Origin of the sequence: Shewanella sp. 5S214 (genome assembly GCF_041439795.1) — a bacterium.
Classification (GTDB): Bacteria; Pseudomonadota; Gammaproteobacteria; order Enterobacterales; family Shewanellaceae; genus Shewanella; species Shewanella vesiculosa.
Map to the genome: position 1 here is coordinate 73,588 of NZ_JBGOOV010000008.1, position 12,326 is coordinate 85,913.

A 12,326-nucleotide genomic window follows, 5' to 3' on the forward strand; every position below is an offset into this window, starting at 1 on the left:
CTTGGTTTATCGATTATGTTTTGTCTACACTACTGCCATTAGCTCGTGATTACGTGCGAGTATTGGTGTTCTTAGGCTTACAACAAGGGATTATTATGAATATTATGACCGTTACTCTGACCACAGAAGCCCCAGCCGCTCATTGGGGTAAAGCTGATGTGACCTATCAAGGCTCTTTGGCGACAATTCATTTATCAGGTAGCGATGAACTTCGCCAAGTGCAAATGGCGGCACGCAAAATCCGCACCCAAGGGATTAATTATGTGCAATTAGATGGCGGCTTATGGAACCTGCATTCTCAGTGGGCATTTGCGCAAGGTTTTGCGACAGCGAAAGCTGGTTACCAAGTTGACTGGTGTGGCAGTGACGCCGATAAAGAGACCTTGAATCAACGCGCTGTCGCGACTCAGTTTGCCCGTAAATTAATTAATGACACTCCTGAAGATTTATCGCCATTAGCGTTAGCTAACCAGGCGGCATCTTGGTTAAAAAATATTGGTGGCGACCATGTTAGTTTCAACATTATTGAAGGCCAAGAATTATTAGAGAAAAAGTGGGTTGGTATTCATGCTGTTGGTCGTGGCAGCGAGCGTCCTCCTGCGCTATTAGAGCTTGATTTTAATCCATTAGGCGCTGATGCTCCTGTATCTGTTGCCTTAGTCGGTAAAGGCATTACGTTTGACTCAGGCGGTTACAGCCTAAAGTCGACCGAAGGTATGCTGACAATGAAATGTGATATGGGTGGCGCTGCGACTGTCACTGCCGCTTTGGGATTAGCGATTAACTCCGGTTTGAATAAACGCGTTAAGTTATTCTTATGTTGCGCAGAAAACCTCGTCAGCGGACGTGCTTTTAAACTAGGTGATATTTTAACCTATAAAAATGGTACTACGGTTGAAGTCGTCAATACCGACGCTGAAGGACGCTTAGTATTGGCTGATGGTCTACAAGCCGCATCAGAAACTGGTGCAGGCTTGATTATCGATGCCGCAACCTTAACCGGCGCAGCAGTGATGGCGGTTGGTTCAAATTATAATGCGATTTTCTCACCACAAACCGCGACATTACAATTAGCACAAAAAAGTGCTGCCGCTGTGTCTGAAAACGTATGGCCATTACCGTTAGATCCATGGCATAAAGACATGTGCCCATCAGCGTATGCCGATACCGCCAACAGTCGTCCAGTAAAAGGTGGCGGCGCAGGTGGCGCCTCTAACGCCGCAGGTTTTCTATGGCGTTTTGTATCACCACAAGCCAATTGGTTGCATGTCGATTTAGCTGCAGCGTTTGAATCATCAGCGTCGGCGCTATGGGCCGCAGGTGCGACAACTCATGGTGTATTGACCATTGCTGAATTATTGAAAGACTAGCCGATAAAAGTGCGAATATAAGGCAGATTTGAAGCCGTCGTTACTTAATGTTAACTCAGTTTAAGAGCTGGGCATTAGATAATAGCGGCTTTTTTGTTGTCTTCAGTTAGCGGCCAACTTTTAAGAACAGAGTAGTCAGTTTGGCGTTTATTCTTGATAGATTGATACAGATGTAACTCAGTTGGCATCAACGATAACCTAGTGGTGCATCTCAACGTAGGTAAAGTAGTGATGTTAACTTGGCGAAATAAACTAATGTGAGGGACGTATTGGTGTTCGCTAATCAATACCTTGTGATTTTTCGCAATCAAGAGTAGCGATTGAGCCATAAGCAATAGCGGTTCGCTAGCGTGTCCTTTTAGGCAAATTAATCGTGCTGATTGCCATAACGAAAGTGTATCTAACTCTTGCATAAAAGTCGGTTTTGGCATCAACTCGATCGCATCGACAACACTGGCATAACTGGTCTGATCTATCTGGCCTAAAAAACCGAGTGTCATGTGTAAATTACTATTATCCACTACCTTTGCTGTATCATTAACAAATGGGCTAAGACGCTGTTTTATTAGAGATGTTTTTTCTATTTCTGACTTTTTTAAGCCAAAGCCGACAAACAATCTTCGCGAAGATGTGGCTTGCATACGCTTATCCTTAATTAGTAATGAGTTGAAACCCTAAGCCGAATAGATTATTAATATTGAATGATGTAAACAAATATCGTTATTTGTGAGTGACTAAACTACACTTAGGTGAATGTTAACGATAATATAGCGCATGTTTTTTTATTCCTAAGCAAATTGAATTGCTAACCTTGACTGAGTTGATGAATGGCAGATAGCACCCAGCAACTATTGAAAAGTGTTTTTACAAATGGACCTATTGAGAGTAGTAATACTTCGGTGTTATCGCTGCTTAATCAAGCACTAGAGTTAGTCTGTAAAAGACTAGAATGCAGCGCGGCATTTGTACTGACAAATCAGTACGATAAAGTATTTTCGGTCGATGTTGAAATTATCGACACGTCAGAGCAGCAATGTGCTAGTTATTTTGGTACTTCCCCCGCTTCTGAAGCACTGTTCAATCAACAGTTTAAAGATCATCTGTCGCTTTGCGAATCCTTATTATCTAATCATCAGCTTATCACTTATGCTCATAATGCTACGCAAGGGTTAACCGACCAACAAGATCCAATATTAACTCCACTCATTAGCCTTTTTAACGGTCTCAATATTAATTGCCAGCATATTGCACTCAGCCCCGTTTTACAGGTAGGCAATGTCAGAGTTGTGTTAGGCACTCTGTGTGCTTCAGATGCTAATCCTGTTGTGAATCAGCATAAAGATCCCATTTCGTTTATACACAAGCTACTCGAAGATACCGCTTATCAATTGGCATCGTCACTTGAGTTACGTCGTTTAGCCGTTTTGCTCGATAGTAAAGATAAACAATATCAAGAGCTGTTTCAGTTGTTGCCGATAGCCTGTGCGCTCATTGATTTACAGAATAATATTGTATTGCAAAATGATGCGAGTAAAGACAGTCTGCTTATTAGTGAAGGCCAAAGTTTATTTAACTTATTGCGTGAAGAAGATCACCCACTGCTACTCGATACGTTGCACATTGTCCGCGAAGGTATTTTACGTCAAGCTTGGTGTGAAGTACCGCTGCGGAATGGTGGGCAAATTCATTGGTACAAGTTTAGCTTTTGCCATGCTCTTAATAAGCAGCAGCAGTTATTGTTAATGATTGAAGATGTCACCGAGCGTTATCGACTTGCTGATGAATTATCATTTCACTCCAATCATGACGTATTAACCGGCTTACCGAATCGGCTGCAGTTTGAAAATATGCTCGAAGAGTTATTAGACGATGAAGATCATACACCTGCTTGTATTGCCTTTCTCGATCTCGATCAATTTCAGGTAGTTAATGATCTAAGTGGTCATCAAGCGGGTGATTTGTTACTGCAGCAAGTGGCCACACGCTTAAAACAATTATTACGCAAAGGCGATGTTGTTGCGCGGCTAGGGGGCGATGAATTTGGCTTATTGATGAACAATTCTGATGTGTCATCAGCACAACAAGTGGCGCAACGAATTTGTCAGCAATTATTTGAGCATGAATTTATTTGGAAGGGGGTTAAGCATAATATTAGTGCCAGTATTGGCATTGCTAAAGTTGATTATGTTGCTCCAGATATCTATGGTGTCATGAGTAAAGCGGATGCTGCTTGTCGATTAGCCAAAGAGGAAGGCCGTAACCGCTGGCATTTTTACAATCCTGATGACCCACAAATGAACCTCATGTATAACCAAATGCTTGCATCTGTAGATATTACTGGAGCACTTGCGTTAAATCAGTTTGAGTTATTTTATCAACTTATTGAGCCGCTAAATAAGCCCGAAACTGGGATACACATCGAAATATTACTGCGCATGGTACAAAGCGATGGCCGATATGTATCACCTGGCGTGTTTTTACCTGCTGCTGAGCGTTATAACTTAGCGCCTCGTGTTGATAGATGGGTTATCGATAATTTATTGAAATGGGGTGGCAATAATTTAACCATATGGCGTCAATTGTCTATGGTTTCGGTTAATTTGTCGGCAATGTCACTGGCCGATCAAAAGTTCATGAATTGGCTTGAAATGCGCTTAATGGTTGAACCAGAGTTGGTGAGTAAGTTATGTTTTGAGATCACCGAAACCGCAGCCGTAAGCCAGTTAGACCAAGCCACAGGGTTAATTGATTTGTTACGTCCGTTTGGCTGTAAAATTGCTTTAGATGATTTTGGTTCTGGTTTTTCAAGTTTTGCTTATTTAAAATGCCTCGATGTGGACTACGTTAAAATTGATGGCCAATTTGTGGTCAATTTATGTGAAAACCGCAGCGATAAAGCGATTGTGACAGCAATTTGTCAACTTGGTAGAGACATGGGGTTTGAGGTTATCGCCGAGTTCGTTGAGAATATTGAGATTGGCTTATATCTGAAAAATATCGGCGTTGATTATGCTCAAGGTTATGCCATTAATAAACCGACGCGCTTGGCCGAATTACCACACGGTTTGCGAACACCTTGGTTAACATCCGCTACGTTAGGAGATAATCTTACGGCCTTAAATGATTAATTGATGTATGCCATCTGCAATTAATGACACCTTGATATGATTGTGGGTAAAATGAGCCCCATAAAATTGCCGTAAAAGTTAATAGCGTTGACCTCAAAACAAGCATTACCGCGCCCAGAATCATCGATTATCACTTCATTACCCATACAGGCGGTACTTAACTCGTTGCGGGTGCAGTTTGCCGATCATTCGCAGATTATTCTCGAAGCACCTACCGGTGCGGGTAAATCAACAGCCTTGCCATTAGCCATGCTAGCCTGGCCTGAAATTAGTGGCAAAATTCTCATGTTAGAGCCACGCCGAGTTGCCGCCCGCAATGTAGCACAATTTATCGCTAAACAATTGGGCCAGGCGGTTGGTCAACAAGTGGGTTATCGTGTTCGCGGCGAATCAAAAGTCAGTGCTGATACTCGACTCGAAATTGTGACTGAAGGTATTTTGACCCGCATGATCCAACAAGACCCTGAACTGAGTGGTATTGATGTGATTATTTTCGATGAAATACATGAACGTCACCTCACTACCGATTTAGGCTTAGCTTTAGCATTAGAAGTGCAGCAATCATTGCGTGACGATTTACGCATTATTGCCATGTCTGCAACCCTGTCTGGTTTACCGCTCGACACCTTAATGCCCGATGCAGCTCAGATCCATAGTGATGGCCGCAGTTTTGCGGTTGAGATTGCTTATCGACCTTGTCCAAGTCAGCAAATGTGGCTTACGCACATGTCTCGGGTCATTCTCGACACCATCACGTCGATTGAATTAGCCGCTTATCAACAAGGCAGTGTGCTAGCATTTTTACCCGGCAAAGGTGAAATCCGCAAGCTCGCTGGATTGTTACGTGAGCGTTTGGATGCATCATGGCTAATTTGTCCTATGTATGGCGATTTATCGTCTGCAGAACAAGATCAAGCTATTCGAGCAGCAGAGCTTGGTAAACGTAAGATAGTCCTTGCGACCAATGTGGCGGAATCGAGTTTAACTATCGAAGGCATTACGCTAGTGATAGACAGTGGTTATCGACGTGAAGCGAGTTTTAACCCTAAAACCGGCGTGACACGCTTAGGGCTTAAGCGCATTAGCCAAGCTTCTGCCATTCAGCGAAGTGGTCGTGCAGGGCGTTTAGCGGCGGGTTATTGCGTGCGTTTATGGAGCCAAGAAGAACAAGGACGTATGCGCAAGGTCGACGAACCTGAAATTACGCAAGCTGAACTGACTTCGATGGCTCTTGATTGTGCCAATTGGGGCGCTAAATCATTTGCCGAATTGTCATTGCTTACGCCGCCGCCGGCCATTCATGAACAGGTTGCTTGGGGATTACTTCAGCAACTTGAATTGATTGACTCACAACGTAAATTAACGCCATTAGGTCGAGATGCTTATGCATTAGGTTGCCATCCGCGTTTAGCGCATATGCTGCTTAAAGCTAAGCAACTTACTCAGGATGACAATCAGCCGCAACTGTGTTTATTGGCATGTGTGTTAGCGGGCATTATTGAAGCTCGCGGCTTACCCAAAAAAGGCGCCGATATTCATCATTATTTGACTGAGGCTTTGCAGGGACAGATTAAGCAGCAAGTAAGGCAATGGCAGCAATCCTTGGCGATATCGGGTCAGATCAATGAAGCCATACGAAATGCATCCACTCGCGATATTAGTTATTTGTTAGCACTTGCTTACCCTGATCGTATTGCCAAAGCCCGTGGTCATGAAGGCTTTTTATTAAGTAATGGTACTGGCGTAGTGATCAGTGCCGATGATAGTTTGGCACATGAACCTTGGTTAGTGGTTGCTGACTTTCAAGAGACTCAAGGTCGTAATGCTGGTCAGGTTTACCTTGCTGCAAGGTTGGATGAACGTTTATTTACGGCTGAGCTTACCTCGTTAGTGACCACTCATGTACACGCTGGTTGGGATGAAGCAAAAGGGCGTTTCTTTGCAGAGAGACACACTAAAATCGGTGAGATTATTATTAAAGTCGACACCGGTATTACACCTGAACGAGCACACATTACCGCCGCGTTGTTAGCACAAATCCGCATTAAAGGGTTAACAATCCTTAATCGTGACGAGCTATTAATCCAGTTACAATATCGGGTTGAATTAGCACGACACTTTGATCCAGAGCATGATTGGCCTTGCTTAAGTGATGAGTTCTTGCTGGCTTCATTAGAAGATTGGCTTGGGCCACATTTAGACAATATTCGTTCATTGGCCGCATTAGCTAAAGTTGACGCTTATGGATTGGTGAAAAACTTACTCAATTGGCAGCAGCAGCAAAGGTTAGAGCAGTTGGTGCCTACACACTGGCCGATGGCAACAGGTACTCGTGCGCCAATTCGTTACCAGATGCCCCTTGACGCCGATGGACATTTTTATCATAACCATGATCAACAAGGGCGTGCGTTGCTCAGTGTACGATTACAAGAAGCATTAGGGATGGCGCAAAGCCCGACAATATTGCACGGTAAAATGACCGTGACTATGGAGTTATTATCGCCAGCACAAAGACCATTAGCCGCAACGGCTGATTTAGCCAGTTTTTGGCAAGGCCCTTATATTGATGTGAAAAAAGAAATGCGTGGCCGTTATCCTAGGCATTTATGGCCTGATGACCCAGTGAATACTGTGGCTACAAAATTTACTAAAAAGAAAACTCCTGGCGTGTAAATAAGTTATCTAGCTTATTAATAACATGTAATTATTCAGCGTTATATGGAAAATGAAATCATTATTTATGACTAAAAAAACCAAAAAGTCTTCGGCAACCACAAAAAAGACAGGACCCTCTTGGTGGCGAAAGCTGTGGTCACTCACATGGAAATTATCCATAGTTGGTATTGCCGTTGTAAGCTTTTATGCTATTTATTTAGACCAAATTATTGCGCAAAAATTTGAAGGCCAAAAGTGGCATTTACCTGCGCAAGTTTTTAGCCGTTCAATGGCGCTATATCCGGGAGCTGCGATAAGCCATCCTCAGCTAATGGCTGAATTAAAGCTATTGGGTTATCGTAAAGTGGCTAACCCACGTCAAGTTGGCGAGTTTTCAGCATCCAGCACCCGCATTGAATTATGGCGTCGGCCGTTTTTGCACCCAGAAGGTAACCAAGTCGCACAAAAAGTGATGATTAGCTTTGACTCTCAGGGCGTGAGCTCGGTTAAGCGCATGTCTGATAAACGTGAATTAGCCGTATTTCATTTAGAACCAGTTTTACTTGACCGTATTATTGCCGGCGATGGCGAAGATCGCTTATTTGTGCGCGCGCCTGAAATGCCTTCGATGATCATCGATGCGCTTATTTTAGTAGAAGACCGCAGCTTTTATGATCACTTCGGGGTAAACCCATTGGCCATTGCAAGAGCTGCAGTTGTCAATATCACCGCGGGTCGTACCGTTCAAGGTGGTTCAACCTTAACTCAACAGTTAGCCAAAAATTTCTTTTTAAGCAGTGAACGTTCAATTGTGCGTAAAGTACGTGAAGCCCTTATGGCGCTGATCATTGATTTTCGATATAGCAAAGATGAAATTTTAGAGGCTTATCTCAATGAAGTGTACATGGGCCAAGATAAAGCCCGTGGTGTGCATGGTATGGGGCTAGCATCACAGTTTTACTTTGGTCGCCCCATTGCTGAGCTGACCGTGTCGCAACAAGCCTTTTTAGTTGCGGTTATTAAGGGGCCTTCTTATTACAATCCTTGGCGTTATGCTGAGCGAGCCCAAGAGCGACGTGATCTAGTATTACGTTTATTGATGGAAAACGATAAATTAACCGTTGCTCAATATAAAGCTGCTGTAGAGTCGCCTATTGGTCTTCGCAGTGCGACAAAATCGGTACATCAAAAATTACCGGCATTTTTTGCCGTGGTAAAACAAGAGTTGCGCGACCGTTATGGCGACTCATTACTCAAGCAATCGGGTGTTAAAGTCTATACCACGCTTGATCCTATGGCCCAAGAAGCAGCTGAAAAAGCCGTGTTATCTACCATGGCATCACTGGATAAACGGGCTAAAAATATTCAAGTCGGTATGGTGGTTACCGATAAATACACCGGTGGTATTGCTGCCATGGTGGGCGATAAGCAACCCAGTTATGAAGGCTTCAATCGTGCGGTAGAAATTAGACGCCCAATCGGATCGTTAATTAAGCCATTCGTGTATGCCAGCGCATTACGCCAAGCGGATAAGTTTACCTTAGCGACCCCAATTGAAGATAAACCTATTACGCTTCAAAATGAGCAAGGTAAAACCTGGTCACCTAAAAATGTCGATAAAAAGTTCAGTGGTCAAGTGCCGTTATTAAGTGCATTTAAAGATTCAATGAACGTTCCAACGGTAAATGTTGGTTTGGCTGTTGGAGTAGACAAGGTTGCTGCTACGTTAAAAAGTTCAGGTTGGGATGATGATATTTCTCCTTACCCATCCATGTTACTTGGTGCTGTAAATGGTTCACCATTAATGGTGGCTCAAGTTTATCAAACCCTTGCAGATGAAGGACGTTATCGTAAGTTATCATCGATTACTGCTGTGCTCGACAGTCAAAACCAAGCATTAGATGTTAGCCGTGTGCCATCGTCGATGGCGATTGATCCTGCTACCGATTATTTAGTCCAATATGCAATGAATCAAGTGGTGCGTTCTGGAACCGCTAAGCGCTTAGGTGCTGCATTCCCTGGCGTACGTCTAGCGGGTAAAACGGGGACCAGTAACGACAGTCGCGACTCATGGTTTGCAGGTTTTGATGAACGTAACGTGGCAGCTATTTGGGTTGGTCAAGACGATAACAGTAAAACTGGTTTATACGGCAGTAGTGGTGCAATGGCTGTGTATCAAGCTTTTCTAAATGAACGTCCGCCGCTTAGTTTGCGTATGATGCCTGTTAATGGCGTAATAAACGGTTATTTTGATCGAACAACTGGCGCGGCTAAACAAGGTAATTGTGACAATATTGTTGGCTTACCGGCTTTAGAATCAAGCTTTCACCCAGTGGCTAATTGTGGCGAGTCACTCTCGTGGTGGCAGAAGCTGGTGGGGCAATAATTGATCTGCTAACTCGTCTTAAAGTATAAGCCTATTTCAGGGCAAGACATCTGAATATAAAAAGCCCAAGGTTAAATAACCTTGGGCTTTTTATTGGATTCAACGTTGGTTTAATAATGGCTAATGTTTATCTAGCTGTTGCCTTAACTTTTTGATTTCATCGAGCATGTGTTGTTGGTTTTGTTCCATTTTCTGCTGGTTTAGCTGCATTTGCTCCAGCGCCAGATTTAGCTGATTGTTAATGTGTTCTTTATGTGCCGTTTGGGCTTCTTGTGCCTCGGTACGTTCTTGCTCATCAGGAGCGACGAAAACAGAAGCCATGTAACCCGATATCACCCCAAAAAAGCTAACCCCGCTGATAATCACTAGCCCACCAATAACATGACCAATTGTAGTGACAGGGTAAAAATCCCCATAACCGACTGTTGATATGGTCACTAAAGCCCACCAAATGGCTTGTTCTGCAGTTTGGATGTTGGCGTTAGGCTCAGCGCTTTCCACTAATAAAATAAGTACTGATGCAGCCGCTAAAATTAACACCATAGCGACCAATAAGCTGGCCAGAGTCGTTTGTTTACGTTGACGCAATAATGGGATGAGTAATGAGCGACTCATGCGGATTAACCGAATGACTCTTAATATTTGGAATATACGTGCAAAACGCAGTGCTTCAATAGCCGGAATACTGGCAATAAAGTCAATCCAATGATGGCGGATGTAAAAGGCTTTGTTGCGTGCTTTGACTAAACCATAGAAAAATTTGGTCATAAAAATGACACATATGGTCGTGTCGATATAGAGTAAGACTTTGTTCGTTTCAGCGCCTAACTTGCCGAAAGTCATGGTCAATACAATAACCACTGAAATTAATGATAACACCATCATCGCGAGTTCGAATGGACTCGGACCATCGACGTTTTTAATTGACCAACTTTTAGATTCGAGCATGTCGTTAAATCCGTTTACATTCGTTAGCCGTTAGGCCTAGTGAATTGATTAGCTTTATCATAACAAAAAACGCACAAGGCAGGGGCCTAGTGCGTTTTTTTAGTTGGCATAATTAGCATAAAACCGTGTTTATTTTGCTGATTTATTATCAACGAAGTGGACTAAGTCATCTAACACACGCTTTTTAATTTCCAGTTGTGACTCACTGTCTAAACCGTATTTCTGCGCTAAAATAACATAGTCAGCAGCATCTAATGACACGGTTAAACGCGGACGTTTAGGTCGTTTAGATACCGATAATCCTAGTATCGTCCTAATTTGGTCTGATGGACTCACGCCTTTGTCTAAGGCCGCTTTGCGGATTGAGTATTGAAACTTCTCATCCAGATCAAAAGCCACTTGAGTCGCTTTCGCCGCTTGTTGGTTTTTAAGCCATTTCTCTGGTAACGGTTTGCCTGAACTCATTAGAAAATCGTCTCCTACCTGTATCAGCTTGCTGGCCAGTATTCTCTAATATCTGTCAGTGGTCGATATAATGTCAACATCACTTCAGTGTCGCCACTTTCGTAAACTTCAATATCTACCGCATGAGAGTCAGCAGAGTTGACTAAGCTGTAGCCTTCAAAACCTTCACCGCGGGCATCATCGTCATTTTGAGGCGGCTTTAAATCTCGATAATCTTGACGATGGAAGTAGCCAAAACTAGCAAATTCGGCTTGATGATATTCATCACTGAGCCATTTATCTAGCTCGGTCGCTAATTCGTCATTCAGAGTTTGCAGAGTGAGTGTTGCTTTACCTGGTTCTTCAAATATTTCTGCAAATGCATCAAGGTCAAACAATTGTTCAACCAGGTCACGATTTATTTTGATTGAAATACTTAAGTAAGATTCGTCTTCTTGAATATAGGATAGGTAAATTGCCGTGCCGCTGTGGCCACGCAATAAGAATTCACAAAGCTGCGAGCGCTGGTATTCATAAGTATGAATAGCCTCAACCTTAAGCTGTTGCCCACGCAATTGCGTGGGCAAAGCAAAACTGTCATCAAAGGTGATCATATCACCCTTGAGCAGTTTATTAGGGTGGTCAAGCTGACGCTTCGGGGCTTCTTTTTTGCCGAATAGGCCGCTAAGAAATCCCATAATCGCTTAGCCTTTACGTGCTTTGATGCGATCTAACACTGCATTAGCATTCGACTTTTGCTCACCAATACCCGCTTCTGCTAGTTTTGCGTGTAATGACTTATCGCTATTTTCTTCAGCTAAGGTTTCAGACGCTTTTAAGCGGTCATCAAACTGCTGCTGACGTGCTTTGATGCGCTCAAGTGAATCTTTAGCATTAAGCAGTTTTGAGTTGCTTGAAGCAAATGAGTCAGTGATAGTCGCAGTCGCTTTTTGTACACTTTCAGTTGTTTTGACCATGGTTAATTGACGTTGATAATCATTTAACTGACGCTCGGTCTTTTTAACTAAGTCTTTTAAACGCACTGCATGCGAACTAAAGCTGTCATTGGCAGTTTGTTGCTCGGCTAACTCTTCGTCTAATTGAGCAATCTTTTCTGCAATTTCAATCGCTAATGCTTCATTGCCTTTTTCTAGCGCTTGGGTGACATAACCTTCGTGCTCAGCAACGCTGCGCTTTAAGCGATCAATTTCGCGGCTAGCTTGCATTTCTTTGGCCATCACGTCGGTTAATTCACGTTTAGCGCGAGTTAAATGTTTTTCTGCATCTCGAATTTCTTGTTCAAAAATACGAGTTGAGTTTGCGTCAACGATATTTTGGCCAACTTCTGTTGCACCACCACGAAACGCTGTAAGAATCTTGTTTAGAATGCCCATA

9 protein-coding genes are annotated in these 12,326 nt (G+C 43.1%); 4 read left to right on the plus strand and 5 right to left on the minus strand.

Translation table 11 applies throughout. The annotated features are described in order from the left end of the window. The first annotated feature begins 95 nt into the window (after window positions 1-95). On the plus strand, window positions 96-1,370 hold the full coding sequence (pepB, locus tag ACED29_RS07375) for an aminopeptidase PepB (RefSeq protein WP_124018103.1): 1,275 nt from the start codon (window positions 96-98) through the stop codon (window positions 1,368-1,370). A 74-nt stretch (window positions 1,371-1,444) separates the two neighbouring features. On the opposite strand, the gene thpR is transcribed toward pepB, so the two are convergent. Continuing rightward, the gene (thpR, locus tag ACED29_RS07380) at window positions 1,445-2,011 is read right to left on the minus strand and encodes an RNA 2',3'-cyclic phosphodiesterase (protein WP_371697373.1); all 567 of its coding nucleotides are present in this window, start codon (window positions 2,009-2,011) and stop codon (window positions 1,445-1,447) included. A 186-nt stretch (window positions 2,012-2,197) separates the two neighbouring features. On the opposite strand from thpR, the gene ACED29_RS07385 reads away from it, so the two are divergent. The 3 genes from ACED29_RS07385 (at window position 2,198) to mrcB (ending at window position 9,539) form a co-directional block, all read left to right on the plus strand. Further along, window positions 2,198-4,498, plus strand: coding sequence for a putative bifunctional diguanylate cyclase/phosphodiesterase (locus ACED29_RS07385; RefSeq protein WP_371697374.1), 2,301 nt, complete (start codon window positions 2,198-2,200; stop codon window positions 4,496-4,498). A 129-nt stretch (window positions 4,499-4,627) separates the two neighbouring features. After that, window positions 4,628-7,171: an ATP-dependent helicase HrpB gene (hrpB, locus tag ACED29_RS07390; protein ID WP_371697404.1), complete on the plus strand. Its 2,544-nt coding sequence runs from the start codon at window positions 4,628-4,630 to the stop codon at window positions 7,169-7,171. Window positions 7,172-7,238: 67 nt separating this feature from the next. After that, entirely contained in the window at window positions 7,239-9,539 is a 2,301-nt protein-coding gene (gene mrcB, locus ACED29_RS07395; RefSeq protein ID WP_371697375.1) for a penicillin-binding protein 1B, read from the plus strand. A gap of 120 nt (window positions 9,540-9,659) precedes the next feature. Here the strand turns inward: mrcB and ACED29_RS07400 are convergent, their stop codons facing one another. From ACED29_RS07400 to ACED29_RS07415, 4 genes are all read right to left on the minus strand, one after another. Continuing rightward, entirely contained in the window at window positions 9,660-10,487 is an 828-nt protein-coding gene (locus ACED29_RS07400; protein WP_182696684.1) for an ion transporter, read from the minus strand. Window positions 10,488-10,616: 129 nt separating this feature from the next. Next, window positions 10,617-10,952: a hypothetical protein gene (locus ACED29_RS07405; protein ID WP_124018087.1), complete on the minus strand. Its 336-nt coding sequence runs from the start codon at window positions 10,950-10,952 to the stop codon at window positions 10,617-10,619. A gap of 23 nt (window positions 10,953-10,975) precedes the next feature. Next, entirely contained in the window at window positions 10,976-11,629 is a 654-nt protein-coding gene (locus ACED29_RS07410) for a hypothetical protein (protein ID WP_182696683.1), read from the minus strand. A gap of 6 nt (window positions 11,630-11,635) precedes the next feature. After that, window positions 11,636-12,325, minus strand: coding sequence for a PspA/IM30 family protein (locus ACED29_RS07415; RefSeq protein WP_124018085.1), 690 nt, complete (start codon window positions 12,323-12,325; stop codon window positions 11,636-11,638). Window position 12,326 lies beyond the last annotated feature (1 nt).

What these genes read in the sequence shown, in the direction of transcription:
- pepB (WP_124018103.1), top strand. Translation starts at nt 96, where the DNA reads ATGAATATTATGACCGTTACTCTGACCACAGAAGCCCCAGCCGCTCAT.
- thpR (WP_371697373.1), bottom strand. Translation starts at nt 2,011, where the DNA reads ATGCAAGCCACATCTTCGCGAAGATTGTTTGTCGGCTTTGGCTTAAAA.
- ACED29_RS07385 (WP_371697374.1), top strand. Translation starts at nt 2,198, where the DNA reads ATGGCAGATAGCACCCAGCAACTATTGAAAAGTGTTTTTACAAATGGA.
- mrcB (WP_371697375.1), top strand. Translation starts at nt 7,239, where the DNA reads ATGACTAAAAAAACCAAAAAGTCTTCGGCAACCACAAAAAAGACAGGA.
- ACED29_RS07400 (WP_182696684.1), bottom strand. Translation starts at nt 10,487, where the DNA reads ATGCTCGAATCTAAAAGTTGGTCAATTAAAAACGTCGATGGTCCGAGT.
- ACED29_RS07405 (WP_124018087.1), bottom strand. Translation starts at nt 10,952, where the DNA reads ATGAGTTCAGGCAAACCGTTACCAGAGAAATGGCTTAAAAACCAACAA.
- ACED29_RS07410 (WP_182696683.1), bottom strand. Translation starts at nt 11,629, where the DNA reads ATGGGATTTCTTAGCGGCCTATTCGGCAAAAAAGAAGCCCCGAAGCGT.
- ACED29_RS07415 (WP_124018085.1), bottom strand. Translation starts at nt 12,325, where the DNA reads ATGGGCATTCTAAACAAGATTCTTACAGCGTTTCGTGGTGGTGCAACA.